The 22,102-nt window shown below is 62.9% G+C and carries 24 protein-coding genes; all 24 read left to right on the top strand.

Annotated features, from left to right (window positions below):
* Positions 1-37: 37 nt before the first annotated feature.
* The 24 genes from GJ695_RS13420 (at position 38) to tatA (ending at position 22,089) form a co-directional block, all read left to right on the top strand.
* Positions 38-4,765 (top strand): glutamate synthase-related protein, encoded by a 4,728-nt coding sequence (locus tag GJ695_RS13420; protein ID WP_154365485.1) that lies wholly within the window; start codon positions 38-40, stop codon positions 4,763-4,765.
* 32 nt (positions 4,766-4,797) lie between these two features.
* Positions 4,798-6,261 carry a glutamate synthase subunit beta gene (locus GJ695_RS13415; protein WP_166455183.1) on the top strand — a complete coding sequence of 488 codons (1,464 nt, stop codon included), beginning with the start codon at positions 4,798-4,800 and terminating at the stop codon, positions 6,259-6,261.
* A gap of 250 nt (positions 6,262-6,511) precedes the next feature.
* Complete coding sequence (locus GJ695_RS13410) at positions 6,512-7,327, top strand: ABC transporter ATP-binding protein (RefSeq protein WP_154365484.1); 816 nt, start codon at positions 6,512-6,514, stop codon at positions 7,325-7,327.
* On the top strand, positions 7,324-8,109 hold the full coding sequence (mlaE, locus tag GJ695_RS13405) for a lipid asymmetry maintenance ABC transporter permease subunit MlaE (protein WP_154357447.1): 786 nt from the start codon (positions 7,324-7,326) through the stop codon (positions 8,107-8,109). Before GJ695_RS13410 ends, mlaE begins: the two co-directional genes overlap by 4 nt.
* Positions 8,110-8,133: 24 nt before the next feature.
* A complete protein-coding gene (gene mlaD / locus GJ695_RS13400) occupies positions 8,134-8,604 on the top strand; it encodes an outer membrane lipid asymmetry maintenance protein MlaD (RefSeq protein WP_154365481.1) in 471 nt (156 codons plus the stop codon).
* Positions 8,605-9,411 (top strand): MlaA family lipoprotein, encoded by an 807-nt coding sequence (locus GJ695_RS13395; protein WP_154365479.1) that lies wholly within the window; start codon positions 8,605-8,607, stop codon positions 9,409-9,411.
* 29 nt (positions 9,412-9,440) lie between these two features.
* Complete coding sequence (locus GJ695_RS13390) at positions 9,441-10,079, top strand: MlaC/ttg2D family ABC transporter substrate-binding protein (protein ID WP_154365478.1); 639 nt, start codon at positions 9,441-9,443, stop codon at positions 10,077-10,079.
* A 9-nt stretch (positions 10,080-10,088) separates the two neighbouring features.
* A complete protein-coding gene (locus GJ695_RS30490; RefSeq protein WP_154365476.1) occupies positions 10,089-10,523 on the top strand; it encodes an STAS domain-containing protein in 435 nt (144 codons plus the stop codon).
* Between the two features lie 160 nt (positions 10,524-10,683).
* Positions 10,684-11,598 (top strand): ABC transporter ATP-binding protein, encoded by a 915-nt coding sequence (locus GJ695_RS13380; protein WP_154365474.1) that lies wholly within the window; start codon positions 10,684-10,686, stop codon positions 11,596-11,598.
* A complete protein-coding gene (locus GJ695_RS13375; protein ID WP_154365472.1) occupies positions 11,595-12,362 on the top strand; it encodes an ABC transporter permease in 768 nt (255 codons plus the stop codon). The genes GJ695_RS13380 and GJ695_RS13375 overlap by 4 nt, the downstream gene beginning before the upstream one ends.
* Before the next feature lie 16 nt (positions 12,363-12,378).
* Positions 12,379-12,615 carry a BolA family protein gene (locus tag GJ695_RS13370; RefSeq protein ID WP_154357454.1) on the top strand — a complete coding sequence of 79 codons (237 nt, stop codon included), beginning with the start codon at positions 12,379-12,381 and terminating at the stop codon, positions 12,613-12,615.
* A 2-nt stretch (positions 12,616-12,617) separates the two neighbouring features.
* Complete coding sequence (gene murA / locus GJ695_RS13365; protein WP_154365470.1) at positions 12,618-13,868, top strand: UDP-N-acetylglucosamine 1-carboxyvinyltransferase; 1,251 nt, start codon at positions 12,618-12,620, stop codon at positions 13,866-13,868.
* A gap of 5 nt (positions 13,869-13,873) precedes the next feature.
* Entirely contained in the window at positions 13,874-14,539 is a 666-nt protein-coding gene (hisG, locus tag GJ695_RS13360; RefSeq protein ID WP_154357456.1) for an ATP phosphoribosyltransferase, read from the top strand.
* Positions 14,540-14,544: 5 nt separating this feature from the next.
* Positions 14,545-15,852, top strand: a complete 1,308-nt coding sequence (gene hisD, locus GJ695_RS13355; protein WP_154365468.1) for a histidinol dehydrogenase — start codon at positions 14,545-14,547, stop codon at positions 15,850-15,852.
* Positions 15,849-16,661, top strand: a complete 813-nt coding sequence (locus tag GJ695_RS13350; RefSeq protein WP_154365466.1) for a DNA-methyltransferase — start codon at positions 15,849-15,851, stop codon at positions 16,659-16,661. Before hisD ends, GJ695_RS13350 begins: the two co-directional genes overlap by 4 nt.
* Positions 16,662-16,674: 13 nt before the next feature.
* Positions 16,675-17,769: a histidinol-phosphate transaminase gene (gene hisC, locus GJ695_RS13345; protein ID WP_154365464.1), complete on the top strand. Its 1,095-nt coding sequence runs from the start codon at positions 16,675-16,677 to the stop codon at positions 17,767-17,769.
* An 18-nt stretch (positions 17,770-17,787) separates the two neighbouring features.
* Positions 17,788-18,378 carry an imidazoleglycerol-phosphate dehydratase HisB gene (gene hisB / locus GJ695_RS13340; protein WP_090190670.1) on the top strand — a complete coding sequence of 197 codons (591 nt, stop codon included), beginning with the start codon at positions 17,788-17,790 and terminating at the stop codon, positions 18,376-18,378.
* Positions 18,379-18,387: 9 nt separating this feature from the next.
* Entirely contained in the window at positions 18,388-19,026 is a 639-nt protein-coding gene (gene hisH, locus GJ695_RS13335; RefSeq protein ID WP_154365462.1) for an imidazole glycerol phosphate synthase subunit HisH, read from the top strand.
* A gap of 29 nt (positions 19,027-19,055) precedes the next feature.
* Positions 19,056-19,847, top strand: coding sequence for a 1-(5-phosphoribosyl)-5-[(5-phosphoribosylamino)methylideneamino]imidazole-4-carboxamide isomerase (hisA, locus tag GJ695_RS13330; protein ID WP_154365460.1), 792 nt, complete (start codon positions 19,056-19,058; stop codon positions 19,845-19,847).
* Positions 19,847-20,617, top strand: a complete 771-nt coding sequence (hisF, locus tag GJ695_RS13325) for an imidazole glycerol phosphate synthase subunit HisF (RefSeq protein WP_154365458.1) — start codon at positions 19,847-19,849, stop codon at positions 20,615-20,617. Before hisA ends, hisF begins: the two co-directional genes overlap by 1 nt.
* Positions 20,617-21,045 carry a phosphoribosyl-AMP cyclohydrolase gene (hisI, locus tag GJ695_RS13320; RefSeq protein ID WP_154357606.1) on the top strand — a complete coding sequence of 143 codons (429 nt, stop codon included), beginning with the start codon at positions 20,617-20,619 and terminating at the stop codon, positions 21,043-21,045. The genes hisF and hisI overlap by 1 nt, the downstream gene beginning before the upstream one ends.
* Positions 21,042-21,380 carry a phosphoribosyl-ATP diphosphatase gene (locus GJ695_RS13315; protein WP_110845880.1) on the top strand — a complete coding sequence of 113 codons (339 nt, stop codon included), beginning with the start codon at positions 21,042-21,044 and terminating at the stop codon, positions 21,378-21,380. The genes hisI and GJ695_RS13315 overlap by 4 nt, the downstream gene beginning before the upstream one ends.
* A 22-nt stretch (positions 21,381-21,402) precedes the next feature.
* On the top strand, positions 21,403-21,771 hold the full coding sequence (locus tag GJ695_RS13310; RefSeq protein WP_166455185.1) for a histidine triad nucleotide-binding protein: 369 nt from the start codon (positions 21,403-21,405) through the stop codon (positions 21,769-21,771).
* 114 nt (positions 21,772-21,885) lie between these two features.
* Positions 21,886-22,089 (top strand): Sec-independent protein translocase subunit TatA, encoded by a 204-nt coding sequence (gene tatA / locus GJ695_RS13305; protein WP_154365616.1) that lies wholly within the window; start codon positions 21,886-21,888, stop codon positions 22,087-22,089.
* The last annotated feature ends 13 nt before the right edge of the window (positions 22,090-22,102 follow it).

Below are 22,102 nucleotides of genomic sequence, written 5' to 3'. Positions count from 1 at the left end.
AACCTTGTTCTTCAAGCCAATTAGTCCGGAGTTAGCCATGCAAGCCCAAGGTCTGTACGATCCATCCAATGAACACGATGCCTGCGGCGTCGGTTTCGTCGCCCACATCAAGGGCAACAAGAGTCACTCGATTGTGGAACAGGGTCTGCTGATCTTGAAGAATCTGGACCACCGGGGCGCGGTGGGCGCGGACCCGCTGATGGGCGACGGCGCCGGCATCCTGATCCAGATCCCGGACCAGTACTACCGCGACGAGATGGCCAAGCAAGGCATCGAACTGCCGCCGCCAGGCGAATACGGCGTCGGCATGGTATTCCTGCCGAAGGAAAATGCTTCGCGCATCGCCTGCGAACAGGAAATCGAGCGCGCCGTGCGCGCCGAAGGTCAGGTCGTGCTGGGCTGGCGCAATGTGCCGGTCGACTGCGACATGCCGATGTCGCCGGCCGTGCGCGCCAAGGAACCGGTGATCCGCCAGATCTTCATCGGCCGCGGCGCCGACATCATGGTCACCGACGCGCTGGAGCGCAAGCTGTACGTGATCCGCAAGTCGTCCGGTCACGCCATCCAGGCGCTGAAGCTGATGCACGGCAAAGAATTCTTCGTGGCCTCGCTGTCGGCCCGTACCATCGTCTACAAGGGCCTGCTGCTGGCCGACCAGGTCGGTGTCTACTATAAAGACCTGCAGGACGCGCGCTGCGTGTCGGCGCTGGCGCTGGTGCACCAACGCTTCTCGACCAACACCTTCCCGGAATGGCCGCTGGCCCACCCGTACCGCCTGATCGCTCACAACGGCGAAATCAACACCGTCAAGGGCAACTTCAACTGGATGCGCGCCCGTGAAGGCGTGATGAAATCGGCGGTGCTGGGCGAAGACCTGCAAAAGCTGTTCCCGCTGATCTACGAAGGCCAGTCGGACACCGCCTGCTTCGACAACGCGCTGGAACTGCTGCTGATGGCAGGCTATCCGATCGCCCAGGCGATGATGATGATGATCCCGGAAGCCTGGGAAAATCACGGCACGATGGACGACAATCGCCGCGCGTTCTACGAATATCACGCCGCCATGATGGAACCATGGGACGGCCCGGCGGCCATGGCCTTCACCGACGGCCGCTACATTGGCGGCACGCTGGACCGTAACGGCCTGCGTCCTGCGCGTTACATCGTGACCGACGACGATCTGGTGGTGATGGCGTCGGAATCGGGTGTGTTGCCGATTCCCGAGTCGAAAATCATCCAGAAATGGCGTCTGCAGCCAGGCAAGATGTTCCTGATCGACCTGGAAGCCGGCCGCATCATCGACGACAAGGAGCTGAAAGACACCTACGCCAACGCCAAGCCGTACAAGGCATGGATCAACGCGGTGCGCATCAAGCTCAACGAAATCAAGCTCAGCGAAAGCCAGCTGGCGCACAACCGCGCCAAGGACAAGACGCCGGCGCAGGGCGAAAAAGCCGTGCCGTCGCTGCTGGACCGCCAGCAAGCCTTCGGCTACACCCAGGAAGACCTGAAATTCCTGATGGCGCCAATGGCTGCCGCCGGCGAAGAAGCCACCGGCTCGATGGGCAACGACTCGCCGCTGGCCGTCATGTCCAACAAGCTGAAACCGCTGTACAGCTACTTCAAGCAGCTGTTCGCCCAGGTGACCAACCCGCCGATCGACCCGATCCGCGAAGCGATGGTGATGTCGCTGGTGTCGTTCATCGGTCCGAAGCCTAACCTGCTGGACACCAACAACGTCAACCCGCCGATGCGCCTCGAAGTGTCGCAGCCTATCCTGGGCTTCGACGACATGGAGCGCCTGCGCAACATCAGCCTGCATACCGGCGGCAAGTTCAAGTCGTATGAACTGGGCATCTGCTACCCGCTGGCCTGGGGCAAGGAAGGCGTGGAAGCCTGCCTGGCTTCGCTGTGCGCGGAAGCCGTGGATGCGGTCAAGTCCGGCCACAACATCCTGATCGTGTCGGACCGTTCGGTCGGCCCGGACCGCGTGGCGATTCCTGCGCTGCTGGCCACCTCGACCATCCACCAGCACCTGGTGTCGAAAGGCCTGCGCGCCTCGACCGGCCTGGTGGTGGAAACCGGCTCGGCCCGCGAGACCCACCACTTCGCGCTGCTGGCCGGCTACGGCGCGGAAGCCATCCACCCGTACCTGGCGATGGAAACCCTGGCCGAACTGGCGCACGGCATGCCGGGCGATATGTCGGCTGAAAAAGCCATCTACAACTTCACCAAGGCGGTCGGCAAGGGCCTGATGAAGGTCATGTCGAAGATGGGCATCTCGACCTATATGTCGTACTGCGGCGCGCAGATCTTCGAGGCGATCGGCCTGAACAAGTCGCTGGTCGACAAATACTTCAAGGGCACCTCGTCCAACGTGGAAGGCATCGGCGTGTTCGAAGTGGCGGAAGAAGCGCTGCGCCTGCACAACCTGGCCTTCGGCGACGATCCGGTGCTGGCCAACCACCTGGACGCCGGCGGCGAATACGCCTTCCGCGTGCGCGGCGAGGACCACCTGTGGACGCCGGACGCGATCGCCAAGCTGCAACACTCGACCCGCGCCAACAATTTCTCCAGCTATAAAGAGTACGCGCAGATCATCAACGACCAGAGCAAGCGTCACCTGACCTTGCGCGGCCTGTTCGAGTTCAAGATCGATCCGACCAAGGCGATTCCGCTGGATGAAGTCGAGCCAGCCAAGGAAATCGTCAAGCGTTTCGCCACCGGCGCCATGTCGATGGGTTCGATCTCGACCGAAGCCCATGCCACGCTGGCGGTCGCCATGAACCGCATCGGCGGCAAGTCCAACACCGGTGAAGGCGGCGAAGATCCATCGCGCTACACCATGGAGCTGAAAGGCATCAAGATCAAGCAGGGCGAGACCATGGCTTCGGTCATGGGCAAAGAGCAGATGGTGGTCGATATTCCTCTGCAAGAGGGCGACTCGCTGCGTTCGCGCATCAAGCAGGTGGCATCGGGCCGTTTCGGCGTCACCGCCGCCTACCTGAACTCGGCCGACCAGATCCAGATCAAAATGGCGCAGGGCGCGAAACCTGGCGAAGGCGGCCAGCTGCCGGGCCATAAAGTGTCGGAATACATCGCCACGCTGCGCTTCTCGGTGCCGGGCGTGGGCCTGATTTCGCCGCCGCCGCACCACGACATCTACTCGATTGAAGATCTGGCGCAGCTGATCCACGATCTGAAAAACGCCAATCCGCGCGCTTCGATCTCGGTCAAGCTGGTGTCGGAAGTGGGTATCGGCACTGTTGCCGCCGGCGTCACCAAGGCCAAGGCCGACCACGTGGTGGTGGCCGGCCATGACGGCGGCACCGGCGCGTCGCCGCTGTCGTCGGTCAAGCATGCCGGCACGCCGTGGGAGCTGGGCCTGGCGGAAACGCAGCAGACGCTGGTGCTGAACGGCCTGCGCAGCCGCATCCGCGTCCAGGCCGACGGCCAGATGCGTACCGGCCGCGACGTCGTCATCGCCGCCATGCTGGGCGCCGACGAAATCGGCTTCGCCACCGCGCCGCTGGTGGTCGAGGGCTGCATCATGATGCGCAAATGCCACCTGAACACCTGCCCGGTCGGCGTCGCCACGCAAGATCCGGTACTGCGCGCCAAGTTCTCGGGCAAGCCTGAGTACGTGGTGAACTACTTCTTCTTCGTTGCCGAAGAAGCGCGTCAGCTGATGGCGCAGCTGGGCATCCGCACCTACGACGAGCTGATCGGCCGTGTCGACCTGCTGGACAAATCCAAGGCGATCTCGCACTGGAAGGCCAAGGGTCTGGACTTCAGCAACATCTTCTACCAGCCGGAAGTGCAGGAAGGTCATTCGATCTACCACACCATGGACCAGGACCACGGCCTGGACAAGGCGCTCGATCACAAGCTGATCGCGCAGGCCAAGGCGGCGCTGGAAAAAGGCGAGCGCGTCTCCTTCATTTCGCCGGTGAAGAACCTGAATCGCACCGTCGGCACCATGCTGTCGGGCGAAGTGGCCAAGCGTTACGGTCACGCCGGCCTGCCGGACGACACCATCCACATCCAGCTGCAAGGCACGGCCGGCCAGTCGGCCTGCGCCTTCCTGGCGCACGGCATCACCATCGACCTGGTCGGCGAGGGCAACGATTACGTCGGCAAGGGCTTGTCGGGCGGCCGCATCATCGTGCGTCCGAACACCGAGTTCCGTGGCTGGGCGGTGAACAACATCATCATCGGCAATACCGTGCTGTACGGCGCGATTTCCGGCGAAGCCTTCTTCAACGGCGTGGCCGGCGAGCGCTTCGCGGTGCGTAACTCGGGCGCCACCACCATCGTTGAAGGCACCGGCGACCACGGTTGCGAATACATGACCGGCGGCACCGTCGTCGTGCTGGGCAATACCGGCCGCAACTTCGCGGCGGGCATGTCGGGCGGTATCGCCTACGTGTACGACCCGGACGGCGATTTCGAATCGCGCTGCAACACCGCCATGGTGTCGCTGGAACGCGTGCTGAGCGCCAAGGAGCAGTCGGTCGACAGCGCCACCTTCCACGTGCAGCACAAGGACCACGGCCGCGAAGCCGACGAAGTGATCCTGAAACGTCTGATCGAGCGTCACTTCAAGCATACCGGCAGCACGCGCGCGCGCCTGTTGCTGGATAACTGGGCCGACAGCCGCGGCAAGTTCGTCAAGGTATTCCCAAGCGAATACAAACGCGCCCTGGCCGAAATGGCCGAGGACGTGGCGAACGAAGCCGCCGCCGCTCAACCAGTTGCTGCTTAAGTCAGCGTTACAAGATTACAAAAGGATATATCGTGGGTAAAATCACCGGCTTCATGGAATTCCAGCGTCAGGAAGAAAGCTATCTGCCGCCAGCGACGCGCTTAAAAAACTATGCGGAGTTCGTCATTCCGCTGACCAACGAGCAGGCCAAGGTCCAGGGCGCCCGCTGCATGGACTGCGGCATCCCGTTCTGCAACAACGGCTGCCCGGTCAACAACATCATCCCGGACTGGAACGACCTGGTTTATCGCGGCAACTACCGCGAAGCGCTGGATACGCTGCATTCGACCAACAACTTCCCGGAATTCACCGGCCGCATCTGCCCGGCGCCGTGCGAGGCCGCCTGTACGCTGGGCATCAGCGAAGATCCGGTCGGCATCAAGTCGATCGAGCACAAGATCATCGACGAAGGCTGGGAACACGGCTGGGTCATTCCCCAGCCGGCCGCCAAACAGACCGGCAAGAAAGTCGCCGTGGTCGGCTCCGGTCCTGCCGGCCTGGCGGCGGCCCAGCAGCTGGCGCGCGCCGGCCATGCCGTCACCGTGTTTGAGAAATCCGACCGCATCGGCGGCCTGCTGCGCTACGGCATTCCCGACTTCAAGATGGAAAAGTCGCACATCGACCGCCGCGTCCAGCAGATGGAAGCCGAAGGCGTGGTGTTCCGCACCAGCGTGTTGATCGGCAAGGACTTCCCGGCCAACGTTAACAACATGGCCAAGGAAACCATCTTCCCTGAAGATTTGCAGAAAGACTTCGACGCCGTGGTGCTGGCCGGCGGTTCCGAGTCGCCGCGCGACCTGCCGGTGCCGGGCCGCGAACTCAAGGGCGTGCACTTCGCCATGGACTTCCTGCCGCAACAAAACCGCGTCAACGCCGGCGACAAGCTGAAAGACCAGATCAAGGCCACCGGCAAGCACGTGGTGGTGATCGGCGGCGGCGACACCGGTTCCGACTGCGTCGGCACCTCGAACCGCCACGGCGCTGCCTCGGTGACCCAGTTCGAGCTGATGCCGATGCCGCCGGAGCAGGAAAACAAGCCGCTGGTCTGGCCGTACTGGCCGACCAAGCTGCGCACCTCCTCGTCGCACGAGGAAGGCTGCGAGCGCGACTGGGCGGTCGCCACCAAGCGCCTGGAAGGCAAGGGCGGCAAGGTCGAGAAGCTGATCGCCTGCCGCGTCGAGTGGAAAGACGGCAAGATGGCCGAAGTGCCGAACTCGGAATTCGAGATGAAAGCCGACCTGGTGTTCCTGGCCATGGGCTTTGTCTCGCCGGTCGCCACCATCCTCGACGCTTTCGCTGTTGACAAAGATGCACGCGGCAACGCCAAGGCCAGCACCGATGGCGAAGGCTGCTACAAAACTTCCGCAGCCAAGGTATTTGCCGCCGGCGACATGCGCCGCGGCCAATCCCTGGTGGTGTGGGCCATCCGCGAAGGGCGCCAGTGCGCGCGCGCGGTGGATGAGTTCCTGATGGGTAGTTCCGAGTTGCCGCGCTAAGTCCCTGCACGGCAAGCTGGCGCCGCCTGGCTTCTGCCGGGCACGGACGGGTGATCCCCTGCCGTGTCCGGTTTTTTTGCGCCAGGGCATGCTGCGCTGCACCAATGTAACATTTGGTGCCCGGTGTAAATTGCTGACTTTGGGTTCAGTAGTGTTGTATTATCTGTATTCTTGTCAGCTTCGCGCCCCTGCCCGGAGCCACCTTCAGCAGAGATTGACGTTTCTGCACTACAATACGGCATTCAAAAAAATGAGTTCAGTCGTGCCAAATTTAGTCGAAATCCGTGATTTACACTTCTCCTATGGAAAGCGGGCGATCCTGTCCGGTCTCCAGATGGACTTCCCGCGCGGGAAGGTGGTTGCAATCATGGGCGGCTCCGGTAGCGGCAAGACCACGGTGTTGCGCCTGATCGGCGGCCAGCTGCGTCCGCAGCGCGGCCAGGTCAAGGTGCAGGGCCAGGTGGTCCACAAGCTGAATACCGCCGGCTTATATCTGTTGCGTCGCAAGATGGGCATGCTGTTCCAGCATGGCGCGCTGTTTACCGACCTGTCGGTATTCGAGAACGTCGCCTTCCCGCTGCGCGAGCACACCGACCTGCCGGAAGAGCTGATCCGCAACCTCGTCTTGATGAAACTGCAGGCCGTGGGCCTGCGCAACGCCGCCAGGCTGAAGCCGGGCGAAATCTCCGGCGGCATGGCGCGCCGTGTGGCGCTGGCGCGCTCGATCGCGCTCGATCCGGAACTGATCATGTATGACGAGCCGTTCGCCGGCCTGGACCCGATCTCGATGGGCGTCACTGCCAACCTGATCCGCAACCTGAACACGGCGCTCGGCTCGACCACGATCCTGGTGTCGCACGACGTCAAGGAAAGCTTCGCCATCGCCGATTATGTTTATTTCCTGTCGCAGGGCAAAATCGTCGCCAGCGGCACGCCGGCCGAGATGCTGGTGTCGACCGATCCGTATGTGAAGCAGTTTGTGAACGCGGAAGCGGACGGTCCGGTGCCGTTCCACTATCCAGGCAAGTCCCTGGCCGACGATCTGGGCCTGGGAGTGCATGTATGAGTGTGAAGAACTGGTTGTCCCGCCTGGGCGCGCCGCTGCGCGACTACGTGGAAAGCATCGGCTATGGTTTCCGGACCTTCGCCAACATGCTGGGCGTGTCGCCCGGCCTGCTGCGCCGTCCCGGCCTGGTGATCGAGCAGCTGCATTTCATCGGCAATTACTCGATGCTCATCATCACCCTGTCCGGCCTGTTCGTCGGCATGGTGCTGGGCCTGCAGGGCTATTACACGCTCAACAAGTACGGCGCCGAGCAGTCGCTGGGCCTGCTGGTGGCGCTGGGCCTGACCCGCGAACTGGGGCCGGTGATCACCGCGCTGCTGTTCGCCGGCCGCGCCGGCACCTCGCTGACCGCCGAAATCGGCCTGATGAAGGCCGGCGAGCAGCTGTCCGCCATGGAAATGATGGCCGTCAACCCGATCCAGCGCGTGCTGGCGCCGCGCTTCTGGGCCGGCGTGATCTCGGTGCCGCTGCTGGCGTCGGTGTTCAGCGCCGTGGGCGTGCTGGGCGGCTGGCTGGTCGGCGTGCAGCTGATCGGCGTCGACGATGGCGCGTTCTGGTCGCAGATGCAGGGCGGCGTGGATATCTACAAGGATATCTTCAACGGCTTCGCCAAGAGCGTGGTGTTTGGCATCGCGATTACCTTCATCTCCCTGTACCAGGGCTACGAAGCGCAGCCGACGCCGGAAGATGTGGCGCGCGCCACCACGCGCACGGTCGTGATTTCATCGCTGATGATCTGGTGGCTGGACTTCATGATGACGGCGCTGATGTTCAGCAAATAAAAGATTAAGAACTGAGGAATAATTATGCAACGCAAATCTCTGGATGTCTGGGTCGGTCTGTTCATCGTGGTCGGCGTGGCCGCCCTGATGTTCCTGGCCCTCAAGGCCGGCAACATGGGTTCCATGTCCTTTGCCAAGACCTATGCGATCACCGCCAAATTCGACAACATCGGCAGCCTGCGTCCGCAGGCGGCGGTCAAGGCGGCCGGCGTGGTGATCGGCCGTGTGGGAGAGATCAAGTTTGATGACAAGAGCTATCAGGCGCTGGTAACCTTGAATATGGAAGAGAATTACAAGTTCCCGAAAGACAGCTCGGCCAAGATTCTGACCGCCGGCCTGCTGGGAGAACAATACGTCGGCATCGAAGCCGGTGGCGATACCAACAATCTGGGTGCCGGCGACAAGATCGCCCGCACCCAATCGGCAGCCGTGCTGGAAGACCTGATCAATCAGTTCATCTACAGCAAGGCCGCAGAAGGAAAGGACGACAAATAAATGAGCCGTACCGTACAACACATTCGTCAGGCAGCGCTGGCGCTGGGCGTCACCGCCATGCTGGCCGGCTGCGCCGGCCCGAACCCGCGCGACCCGTATGAAGGCTTCAACCGCGCCATGTTCGACTTCAACGATACGGTCGACACCTATGCGCTGAAGCCGGTGGCCAAGGGCTACAAGACGGTCACGCCGCAGTTCGTCCAGACCGGCGTCGGCAACTTCTTCGGCAATCTGGGCGATGCCTGGACCGCCGTCAACAACCTGTTGCAGGGTAACGGCGCCGACGGCATGTCGGACGTCACCCGCTTCGCGCTGAACTCGACGCTGGGTATCCTCGGCCTGTTCGACATCGCCACCGAAGCCGGCCTGCCGAAGCACAAGGAAGACTTCGGCCAGACGCTGGGCGTGTGGGGCGTGAGTTCCGGTCCGTATGTGGTGCTGCCGCTGCTGGGCCCGTCGACCGTGCGCGACACCGTCGCCCTGCCGGTCGACATTTCCGGCGACATCTGGCGCTACAAGGACCCGACCAACGTGCGTAACATGGGCACCGTGCTGCGCGTGGTCGACACCCGCGCCGGCCTGCTGGACGCCTCGACGCTGTTCGAGGACGCCGCGCTGGACCGCTACGAGTTCCTGCGCGACGGTTATCTGCAGCGCCGCGAGAGCCAGATCCACCCGGACGGCGACGGTGCGCCACGTAAAGTACAAAAAGATGATACTGCTGAAACTTCTGCACCCGTGTCATCCGAACCGGCCGCAAAAGAGTTAAACTCCGGCACACCGGCTGCAAAACCTGACAGCCAGTGACCTGAAGAACCACTCATAAGGCATAGACCATGAAATTCATTAAACAATTTATCGCTTTGGCCACGGTGGCGCTGGCGTTCAACGCCGCCCACGCGGCCGACGAGGCGCCCGACGCGCTGGTCAAGCGCATCAGCTCGGACGTGCTCAACACGGCCAAGAACGACAAGGCCATCCAGGCTGGCGACACCAAAAAAGTCATCGACCTGGTGGAAACCAAGATCCTGCCCTACGTCGACTTCCAGCGCATGACCGCGCTGGCGGCCGGCCGCTTCTGGCGCGACGCCACCCCGGAACAGCAAAAAGCCCTGACCGAGCAGTTCCGCACGCTGCTGGTGTTCACCTACTCGGGCGCCCTGTCCCAGGTGAAAGACCAGACCGTCGAGTTCAAGCCGCTGCGCGCCGATCCGACCGACACCGAAGTGGAAGTGCGCTCGCAGGTCAACCAGGCCCGCGGCGAGCCGATTCCGCTGAACTACCGCGTCGCCAAGGGCCCGCAAGGCTGGAAGATCTACGACATCAACGTGCTGGGCGCGTGGCTGGTCGAGACCTACAAGGGCACCTTCGCTTCCGAGATCAGCAAGGGCGGCATGGACGGCCTGATCAAGGCGCTGACCGAGAAGAACAAAAAACTCGCCAGCAAACCGCTGAACACCAACGCACCGAAGTAATCTGACGCCATGAACGCCGTTACCGACCCCCTCGACAATCTGCAATCGCTCACGTCCCTGACCGTGCTCAACGCCTCGGCGGCGCTGGAGCGCGGCCACGCCGCCATCAAGGCCGGCCAGACCGCGTTCGACCTGCGCCATGTGTTGACGGTGGATTCGGTGGCGGTGTCGGTGATGCTGGCGTGGCAGCGCGCCGCGCACGACGCCGGCGTCAAGCTGGAGCTGCGCAACCTGCCGCCGGCGCTGCAAAGCCTGACCAAGCTGTACGGCGTATGCTCGCTGCTGTTCCCGAGCGACGTCAAGCTGGAGCAGGACTGCGCGGCGCCGCGCAGCCTGGAGCACGACGAATTTGCGCCCGTCAAGGCGCCCGACACGGTCTTCGCCAAGAAGACCGCGGTGGCCGGCGCCTCCGCCGAGGCTTCGGCCACTCAGCACCACCATTGACCTCCGCCCCACCCCGCCGCTCGCAGTAAATCCCCGGTCCGGCTCGGACCGCCTGAATTTCCAATATAATTGAACGTTGCCGCAGCCGCAGTGCTGTGGCGTTCCGCAGCATCTTCCCGCGCGCCGGCTTTGCCGCCGCAACCTTATTGATAAGTCAAGAATGACAGCGATCCAAATTAGCAATGTCGAGAAGCGCTACAAGTCGCTCCAGGCACTGGGCGGCGTGTCCCTCAGTATCGAGGAGGGCGAGTTTTTCGGCCTGCTGGGCCCGAACGGCGCCGGCAAAACCACCCTCATTTCCATCATCGCCGGCTTGATCCGGCCGGATGCCGGCTCGGTCAAGATCCACGGCCACGACGTCGTCAGCGACTTCCGCGAGGCGCGCAAGAAGCTCGGCGTGGTGCCGCAGGAACTGGTGTTCGACCCGTTCTTCACGGTGCGCGAGACGCTGCGCCTGCAATCGGGCTACTTCGGCCTGAAGAACAACGACGCCTGGATCGACGAGGTGATGCACAACCTCAACCTGACCAACAAGGCCGACACCAATATGCGCGCGCTGTCCGGCGGCATGAAGCGCCGCGTGCTGGTGGCGCAGGCGCTGGTGCACAAGCCGCCGGTCATCGTGCTCGATGAGCCGACCGCCGGCGTCGACGTCGAGCTGCGCCAGACGCTGTGGCAATTCATCTCGCGCCTGAACCGCGAAGGCCACACCGTGGTGCTGACCACCCACTACCTGGAGGAAGCGCAGGCCATGTGCAAGCGCGTCGCCATGCTCAAGCTGGGCCAGGTGGTGACGCTCGACACCATGGCGTCGCTGGTGCGCCGCATCTCCGGTTCGCAGCTGGTGGTCAACATCACGCACGGCGACCTGCCGGACGATTTGCAGGCGCTGGTCACGCATCCGGAAAGCTCGGAAAGCGGCAGGAAGTACAGCCTGCGCATCAACGAATACGCCGAAGTTGAACAGATCCTGCGCCGCCTGCGCGAGTCGGGCGCCATCGTCGACGAAATGCAATTGCAACAAGCGGATCTGGAAGACATCTTCATCCAGATCATGGAAAAAGGTACCGTATGAACTTCCTCTCCGCCGGCTTCCGCACCCTGGTCTACAAGGAGACCCTGCGCTTCTGGAAAGTCGCCACCCAGACCATCGCCGCGCCGATCCTGACCGCCATGCTGTACCTGATGATCTTCGGCCACGTGCTCGAAGGCCGCGTCACCGTGTACCAGGACGTCAACTACACCTCGTTCCTGATTCCCGGCCTGGTGATGATGAGCGTGCTGCAGAACGCCTTCGCCAATTCGTCGTCGTCGCTGATCCAGTCCAAGATCACCGGCAACCTGGTGTTCGTGCTGCTGACGCCGCTGTCGCACTGGGAGATTTTCTCGGCCTACGTGATCGCCGCCATGGTGCGCGGCATCATGGTGGGACTGGGCGTGTTCATGGTCACCGCCTGGTTCGCCCACCTGTCGTTTGCCGCGCCGCTGTGGATCATCGTGTTCGCGCTGCTGGGCGCCGCCATCCTCGGCACCATGGGCCTGATCGCCGGCGTGTGGGCGGAAAAGTTCGACCAGCTGGCCGCGTTCCAGAACTTCCTGATCGTGCCGCTGACCTTCCTGGCCGGCGTGTTCTACTCGATCCACTCGCTGCCGCCGGTATGGCAGGCGGTATCGCATTTGAATCCGTTCTTCTACATGATCGACGGCTTCCGTTACGGCTTCTTCGGCCAGTCCGACGTCAACCCGCTGGTGAGCCTGGCCATTGTTTCGGCCTTCCTGGTGGTGCTGGCGTTCCTGGCGATTCGCCTGCTGCGCAGCGGCTACCGCCTGCGTCACTAATATTCAAGGACCCATCATGCCTACTACTCCAGAACTCATCCACGGCTACATCTCGGCCGGTCTCGAATGCACCCACCTCGAAGTGGACGGCGACGGCCAGCACTTCCAGGCGGTGATCGTGTCGCCGGCGTTCGCCGGCAAGCGCCCGATCCAGCGCCACCAGTTGGTGTACGCCGCGCTGGGCGACCGCATGCGCGAAGAAATCCACGCGCTGTCGATGAAAACCCTCACCCCTGAAGAATATCAAGGATAAGCATGGACAAGCTTCTGATCCAAGGCGGTAACCGCCTGCAAGGCGACATCACCATTTCCGGCGCCAAGAACGCCGCCCTGCCTATCCTGTGCGCGGGCCTGCTGACCTCCGGCGACGTCGAGCTGTCCAACGTGCCGCACCTGCACGATGTGGCCACCATCCTCAAGCTGCTGGGCGAAACCGGCCTGAAAGTCACGCAGGACAACGACAAGGTCACCTTGAACGGCAGCGCCATCACCAAGCTGGAAGCGCCTTACGACCTGGTCAAGACCATGCGCGCCTCGATCCTGGTGCTGGGCCCATTGCTGGCGCGCTTCGGCGAAGCCAAGGTCTCGCTGCCGGGCGGCTGCGCCATCGGTTCGCGTCCGGTGGACCAGCACATCAAGGGCCTGCAGGCGCTGGGCGCCGACATCACCGTTGAAGGCGGCTACATCTACGCCAAGTGCGCCAAGCTGAAAGGCGCGCGCATCGTCACCGACATGATCACCGTCACCGGCACCGAGAACCTGCTGATGGCCGCCACGCTGGCCGAAGGCGAGACTGTGCTGGAAAACGCCGCCTGCGAACCGGAAGTGACCGACCTGGCGCACCTGCTGGTGGCCATGGGCGCGAAGATCGAAGGCATCGGCACCAACCGCCTGGTGATCCAGGGCGTCGCCGAACTGCATGGCGCCAAACACGCGGTGATTTCGGACCGCATCGAAGCGGCGACCTTCCTGTGCGCGGTGGCCGCGACCGGTGGCGACATCACCATCCGCAACACCCGCGTCGACATCATGGATGCGGCGCTGGACAAGCTGCGCGAGATCGGCCTGCAGCTGACCATCGGCGACAACTGGATCCGCGCGCAGATGGACAAGCGTCCGACGCCGGTCACCTTCCGCACCACCGAATACCCAGGCTTCCCGACCGACATGCAGGCGCAGTTCATGGCGGTGAACACCATCGCCGACGGCGCCAGCCGCGTGACGGAAACCATTTTTGAAAACCGCTTCATGCACGTCCAGGAGATGAACCGCCTGGGCGCGCAAATTGAAACCGATGGCAACACCGCCTTTATCAAGGGCGTGGAACAGCTGGTTGGCGCGCCCGTGATGGCGACCGACCTGCGTGCATCCGCTTCGCTGGTGATCGCCGGCCTGGCTGCGCGCGGTGAAACGCTGGTCGACCGCATCTATCACCTGGACCGCGGCTACGACCAGATGGAACTCAAACTCTCCGCCGTAGGCGCCAACATCAAGCGAATTAAATAAACACCATGAGTACCTTCCAAGCCGACTCGCAGCAGCTGATTCTTGCGCTGTCGAAGGGCCGCATTTTCGAGGACACGCTGCCGCTGCTGGCGGCGGCGGGCATCACCGTCACCGAGAATCCGGAAACTTCGCGCAAGCTGATCCTGCCGACCAACGATCCCAATGTGCGCGTGCTGATCGTGCGCGCCACCGACGTGCCGACCTATGTGCAGCATGGCGCGGCGGACTTCGGCGTGGCCGGCAAGGATGTGCTGCTGGAGCACGGCGGCGAAGGCCTGTACCAGCCGATCGACCTGCGCATCGCCGAATGCCGCATGTCGGTCGCGGTGCGCAACGGCTTCGATTACGAGACCGCCGTGCGCCAGGGCGCGCGCCTGCGCGTGGCCACCAAGTTCGTCGAGACGGCGCGCGCGCACTTCGCCAAGAAGGGCGTGCACGTCGACCTGATCAAGCTGTATGGCTCGATGGAGCTGGCGCCGCTGGTCGGCCTGTCGGACGCCATCGTCGACGTGGTCAGCACCGGCAACACGCTGCGCGCCAACGACCTGAAAGAGGTCGAAGCCATCATGGATATTTCGTCGCGCCTGATCGTCAACCAGGCCGCACTGAAGATGAAGCGCGAGCGCCTGCAACCCATCATCGAAGCGTTTGAACGCGCTTCCAACAAGTGAACGCCATGATCACCAAGCTCGATTCCAGCCAGGCTGATTTCAAACAGCGCCTGGACACGCTGCTGGCTTTTGAGGCCAGCACCGACGACGCCATCGAGAGCGCCGTCGGCGGCATTCTCGCCGACGTGAAAAAGCGCGGCGACGCCGCCGTGCTCGAATACACCAACCGCTTCGACCGCATTCCCAACGGCGGCGCCACCAGCATGGCCGCGCTGGAAATCTCGCAGGAAGAAATGCAGGCCGCGCTGGCCGCGATTCCCGAGGCGCAGCGCCAGGCGCTGGAAGTCGCCGCGCACCGCGTGCGCGTGTTCCACGAACGCCAGAAGCAGGAACTGAACGGCTTCACCTACACCGAAGCCGATGGCACGGTGCTGGGCCAGCGCGTCACGCCGCTGGACCGCGTGGGCATCTACGTCCCCGGCGGCAAGGCTGCTTATCCATCGTCGGTGCTGATGAACGCGATTCCGGCGCACGTTGCCGGCGTCGAGGAAATCATCATGGTGGTGCCGACGCCGGACGGCGTGAAGAACCAGATGGTGCTGGCCGCCGCCGCGATTGCCGGCGTCACCCGCGTCATCACCATCGGCGGTGCACAGGCTGTCGCCGCGCTGGCGCACGGCACCGAAACCATCCAGGCCGTCGACAAGATCGTCGGACCGGGCAACGCCTATGTGGCCTCGGCCAAGCGCCGCGTGTTCGGCATCGTCGGCATCGACATGATCGCCGGCCCGTCGGAAATCCTGATCGTCTGCGACGGCACCACCGACCCGGACTGGGTCGCCATGGACCTGTTTTCACAGGCTGAGCACGACGAGCTGGCGCAGGCCATCCTGCTGTGCCCCGACGCTGACTACATCGCCAAGGTGGAAGCTAGTATCGCCAGGCTGCTGCCGACGATGCCGCGCCAGGAAGTGATCCGTACTTCGCTGGGCGACCGCGGCGCGCTGATCAAGGTGCGCGACATGGATGAAGCCTGCGCCATCGCCAACAGTATCGCCGCCGAGCACCTGGAAATCTCCGCCGCCGAACCGCAGCAATGGGCCGACAAGATCCGCCACGCCGGCGCCATGTTCCTCGGCCGCTTCTCGTCCGAGTCGCTGGGCGACTACTGCTGCGGCCCGAACCACGTGCTGCCGACGTCGCGCACGGCGCGCTTCTCGTCGCCGCTGGGCGTGTACGATTTCCAGAAACGTTCGTCGATCATTCACGTGAGCGAAGCCGGCGCGCAAACGCTGGGCAAGGTCGCGGCTGAACTGGCGTATGGCGAAGGCCTGCAGGCGCATGCCCGCAGCGCGGAGCTGCGCCTGAAATGACCGACGCGTGGCTCAATCAGGTCTTCTGTGAGGATGCGCTGGCCGGACTGGCGCGCATCCCGGATGGTTCCATCGATCTGATTCTGACCGATCCGCCGTATAACCTCGGCAAAGACTATGGCAACGCCTCGGACCAGCAGACGGTGGACGAATACCTGCGCTGGACCGAGCAGTGGGTGGACGCCGCGCTGCCCAAGCTGAAGCCCAACGGCAGCCTGTATATCTTTTTGACCTGGCGCTTTTCGCCGGAGATTTTCGTCATGCTGAAAAAGCGCATGATGATGATGAACGAAATTATCTGGGACCGCCGCGTGCCGTCGATGGGCGGCAGCGTGCGCAGTTTCTCGTCGGTGCACGACACCATCGGCTTCTTCGTGCGCCGCAAGGATTACTACTTCGACCTCGACGCCGTGCGCATTCCCTACGACGCCGAGACCAAGAAGGCGCGCACGCGCTCGATCTTCATCGGTGCCAAGTGGCTGGAAGTGGGCTACAACCCGAAGGATTTGTGGAGCGTGTCGCGCCTGCACCGCGAGCATCCGGAGCGCGCCGACCATCCGACGCAAAAGCCGCTGGAGATCATCGAGCGCATGGTCAAGGCCTCGTGCCCGCCGGACGGCGTGGTGCTGGACCTGTTCATGGGCAGCGGCACGACGGCGATCGCGGCCAAGCGCACCGGCCGCAATTACGTCGGCTTCGAGCTGAATCCGGAATACTGCGCCATCATCGCCGAGCGGCTGGCGTTGCCGGAAGTGCCGGCGCCGCCGCCGAAAAAACTCAAGAAACCCCGAAGTACCGTCAACTCATAGGAGCCCCAGTAAGATGTCCCCCATCGACACCCTGATCAACAGCACCATCCGCCCAGACGTGCGCGCCGTAGCCGGCTACCACGTGGCTGACGCGAGTGGCTTTATCAAGCTGGATGCGATGGAGAACCCTTACCACCTGCCGCAGCATCTGCGCGAGGAACTGGGCCGGCGCCTGGCCGACGTGGCGCTGAACCGCTATCCGGTGGCGTCCTACGCCAGCATCAAGCAGCGCATCCAGGACAAGCTGGGCGTGCCGGCCGGCCACGACGTCATCCTCGGCAACGGCTCGGATGAACTGATCTCGATCCTGTGCATGGCCTGCGCCATGCAGGACCGCCGCGCCACCGTGGTGGCGCCGACGCCGTCGTTCGTCATGTACCAGCGCTCGGCGCAATTCGCCGGCATGGACTACGTCGGCGTGCCGCTGAAAGCCGACCTGACGCTGGACCTGCCGGCCATGCTGGCCGCCATCGCCCAGCACAAGCCGGCGCTGGTGTTCCTGTCCTACCCGAACAACCCGACCGGCAACCTGTTCGCCGAAGACGACATTGTCGCCATCATCCGCGCGCTCGACGGTTTCGGCCTGGCCGTGGTGGACGAAGCCTACGAGCCGTTCGCGCAGCAGACATTCATGCATCGCCTGCCTGAATTTAACAATCTGGTGGTGATGCGCACGGTGTCGAAGCTGGGCCTGGCCGGCATCCGCCTCGGCTACCTGTCGGCGGCGCCGCAATTGCTGGCGGAATTCGACAAAGTGCGGCCTCCTTACAACATCAACGTGCTGACCCAGGTTGCGGCCGAATTCGCGCTCGACCACGTGGAGGTGCTGAACCAGCAGGCGGCCGCGTTGCGCGCCGCACGCGCCGATCTGACGGCTGCATTGGCCCGTATCCCCGGCGTCGAGGTTTTTCCGTCGGCGGCGAATTTTATCTTGATTCGCGTGCCCGATTCCGACGATGCCCACGCGAAACTGCTGTCTCACAAGGTTTTAGTCAAAAATGTGAGTAAAATGCACAGTGTGCTGACCAATTGTCTACGCATCACCGTAAGCACCCCGGAAGAAAATTCCACCTTCCTCGATGCCTTCGCCGCATCGCAGGCAGCCTGACACCATCGCGAGCTTTTCATGAACCGCACCGCAGAAATCATCCGCAACACCAACGAGACGCAAGTCCGCGTTTCCATCAACCTGGACGGCACCGGCAAGCAGAAGCTGAACACCGGCGTGCCCTTCCTCGACCACATGCTGGACCAGATCGCCCGCCACGGCCTGTTCGACCTGGAGGTGGAGGCCACCGGCGACATCCATATCGACAACCACCACACGGTGGAAGACGTTGGCATCACGCTGGGCATGGCGGTGGCCAAGGCCATCGGCGACCGCAAGGGCATCGTCCGCTACGGCCATTCGTATGTGCCGCTGGACGAGGCGCTGTCGCGCGTCGTGCTGGACTATTCCGGTCGCCCAGGCATCGAATACCACATCCCGTTCACGCGCGCGATGATCGGCACCTTCGACGTCGACCTGACGCTGGAATTCTTCCGCGGCTTCGTCAACCATGCGCTGGTCACGCTGCACATCGACAACCTGCGCGGCACCAATGCGCACCACCAGTGCGAGACGGTCTTCAAAGCATTTGGCCGCGCGCTGCGCATGGCGTCCGAGCTGGACCCGCGCGCCGCCGGCACCATCCCGTCGACCAAAGGCACTCTGTAAACACACACCATGAAAAAAATCGTAGTAGTTGATTACGGCATGGGTAATCTGCGCTCGGTCGCGCAAGCGCTGCGCGCCGTCGCGCCCGAAGCCAACGTGCTGATTTCCGGCGAAGTGGCCGATATCCAGAGCGCCGACCGCATCGTGCTGCCCGGCCAGGGCGCCATGCCGGACTGCATGCGCAGCCTGCGCGAATCCGGTGTCCAGGAAGCGCTGCTGGCGGCGTCGAAGACCATCCCCCTGATGGGAGTATGCATCGGCGAGCAAATGCTGTTTGATGGCAGCGAGGAAGGCAATGCCGCCGGCCTCGGGCTGTTGCCCGGCAAGGTGGTGCGCTTCCAGCTCGACGGCCAGACCCAGGAGGACGGCTCGCGCTTCAAGGTGCCGCAAATGGGCTGGAACCAAGTGCGGCAAACGGCGTCTCATCCGATGTGGCAGGATATTCCGGACAACGCCTACTTCTACTTCGTGCACAGCTATTTTGCCCAGCCGGAGCAGGCCGCGCACACGGTCGGACAAACTGTCTACGGTGCGGCGTTCAGTTGCGCGGTCGCCCGTGATAATATTTTTGCGACCCAGTTCCATCCGGAGAAAAGCGCCGCGACCGGTCTGCAGTTGTACAAAAATTTCGTTCACTGGAACCCTTGATTCCCTTTTTTAATTTAACTTAAACCATCATGCTGCTCATTCCTGCCATCGACCTCAAAGACGGTCACTGCGTTCGCTTGAAACAAGGCGATATGGAACTCGCCACCGTATTCTCCGAAGATCCGGCCGAGATGGCCCTGCATTGGCTCAAGCAAGGCGCGCGCCGCCTGCATCTGGTCGACCTGAACGGCGCCTTCGCCGGCAAGCCGAAGAACGAGGCGGCCATCAAGGCGATCCTGCAAGCGGTGCAGGACTACGCGGAAGAAAACGACCTGGACGAAATCCCGGTGCAGCTGGGCGGCGGCATCCGCGACCTCGACACCATCGAGCGCTACCTGGACGCCGGCATCACCTACGTCATCATCGGCACCGCCGCGGTGAAAGAGCCGGGCTTCCTGCACGACGCCTGCGGCGCCTTCCCCGGCCACATCATCGTCGGCCTGGACGCCAAGGACGGCAAGGTCGCCACCGACGGCTGGAGCAAGATGTCCGGCCACGAAGTGATCGACCTGGCCAAGAAGTTCGAAGCCTATGGCGTCGAATCGATCATCTACACCGACATCGGCCGCGACGGCATGATGGGCGGCGTGAATATCGAAGCCACCGTCAAGCTGGCGCAAGCCGTGAAAATTCCGGTGATCGCCTCCGGCGGCCTGCACAATCTGGCCGACGTCGAAGCGCTGTGCGCGGTGCAGGACGAAGGCATCGAAGGCGTGATCTGCGGCCGTTCGATTTACGAAGGCACCATCGATCTGGAATCGGCCCAGCTGCGCGCCGACGAATTGAGCGGTGACTTGATTGAAGAAGACACGGAAGAATAATGCTTGCTAAACGCATCATCCCCTGCCTCGACGTGACCGATGGCCGCGTCGTCAAAGGCGTCAATTTCACCGAGCTGCGCGATGCCGGCGACCCGGTGGAAATCGCGCGCCGCTACGACGAGCAGGGCGCCGACGAACTGACCTTCCTCGACATCACCGCCACCAGCGATAACCGCGGCCTGATCCTGGACATCATCGAAGCGGTCGCTTCGCAGGTGTTCATTCCGCTGACGGTGGGCGGCGGCGTGCGCGAGGTGGCCGATGTGCGCCGCCTGCTGAACGCCGGCGCCGACAAGGTCAGCATGAACTCGTCGGCGGTGTCGAATCCGCAGCTGGTGTACGACGCCTCGCAGAAGCACGGTTCGCAGTGCATCGTGGTGGCGATCGACGCCAAGCAGACCTCGCCGGGCAAGTGGGAAGTGTTCACCCACGGCGGCCGCAAGGCCACCGGCATCGACGCCATCGAATGGGCCCGGAAAATGGAACAGCTGGGCGCCGGCGAAATCCTGCTGACCAGCATGGACAAGGACGGCACCAAGTCCGGCTTCGACCTGGGTCTGACGCGCGGCGTGTCCGACGCGGTCGGCATTCCGGTGATCGCTTCCGGCGGCGTCGGCGGTCTGCAGGACCTGGCCGACGGCATCAAGCTGGGCAAGGCCGACGCGGTGCTGGCCGCCAGCATCTTCCACTTTGGCCAATATTCGGTGCAGGAAGCCAAGCGCTTCATGGCGCAACAGGGCATTCCGATGCGCCTGGACGGAGCAGCATGATGAATACCCCCAACGTCCAGCCGAAAGCGGCCTGGCTGAAAAAAGTAAAATGGGACGAACACGGCCTGGTGCCGGTGATCGCCCAGGAAGCGGGCAGCAATGATGTGCTAATGTTCGCCTGGATGAACCGCGAGGCGCTGGCCAAGACGGTGGAGCTGGGCGAAGCCGTCTACTGGAGCCGTTCGCGCAAGAAGCTGTGGCACAAGGGCGAAGAGTCCGGCCACGTGCAGAAGGTGCTGGAAGTGCGCCTGGACTGCGACGAAGACGTGCTGCTGCTGAAAATCGAGCAGGCCGGCGGCATCGCTTGCCATACCGGCCGTCACTCGTGCTTCTTCCAGAAGTTCGAAGGCGACGCGCAGGAAGGCGACTGGCAGAACACCGAGCCGGTGCTGAAAGACCCATCCGATATCTACAAGGCAGGCAAATGAGCACCATTCTTGACCGGCTGGCCGACGTGATCGAATCGCGCAAGCCGGCCAACGGCGGCGATCCCGCCACCTCCTATACCTCCAAGCTGTTCGCCAAGGGCGACGACGCCATCCTGAAGAAGATCGGCGAGGAAGCCACCGAAACCGTGATGGCCGCCAAGGATGCGCGCGCCGGCGCCGACAGCGGCAAGGTGCTGTACGAAGTGGCCGACTTGTGGTTCCATACGCTGGTGCTGCTGGCCCAGTTCGACCTCAAGCCGCAGCAGGTGCTCGATGAACTGGCGCGCCGCGAGGGCGTGTCCGGCATCGAGGAAAAAGCATCCCGTAAAGAATAATTGGAATAATCGGAGCCTCTGAGTGGAAAACTGCATCTTTTGCAAAATAGCCGAAAAGAAAATTCCTTCGACCACCGTCTATGAGGACGAGGACTTGCTGGCCTTCAAGGACATCAATCCTGCGGCCCCCGTGCATCTGCTGGTGATTCCAAAGAAACATTTCTCGACGCTGCAGGACGCGGCCGGCGAGCCGGCGCTGCTGGGCAAAATGCTGGCGCTGGCCCCCCGGTTGGCAGAGGAATTTGGCTGCGCAGTCAGCTATGATGCGGACGGCGCGCCAGCCGCCGGCTTCAAGACCGTGATCAACAGTGGACCGGACGGCGGCCAAGAGGTGTACCATTTACACCTGCACGTGGTCGGCGGCGCGCATCCGTGGCGCGGCGAGCGTTGATTTAACGGCGAGCGACCACACTTACCCCAGAGACTGCGCATCGCTTATACTGTCGCAGCAGTTCTGGGAATCAACGAATAAATCTGGAGCGCATGCGCTCCCAAGGGGAATATGATGGGTTCATTTAGCATTTGGCACTGGCTGATCGTTCTGGTTATCGTGATGCTGGTGTTCGGCACCAAGAAACTGGGCAATATGGGTTCGGATATCGGCAAGGCCGTCAAGGGCTTCAAGGATGGCGTAAAAGGCGACGAAGAGAAGCCGGCCGCCCCTGCCGCGCCTGGCACCATCGACGTCGATGCGAAAGAGAAGAAGTAAGTAGCGCCTTCTT

The organism is Duganella alba, assembly GCF_009674495.1.
GTDB classification, from domain to species: Bacteria; Pseudomonadota; Gammaproteobacteria; order Burkholderiales; family Burkholderiaceae_D; genus Rugamonas; species Rugamonas alba.
The sequence above is the reverse complement of the archived record's forward strand: the minus strand, read 5'-3'. Positions and strand labels throughout refer to the sequence as shown.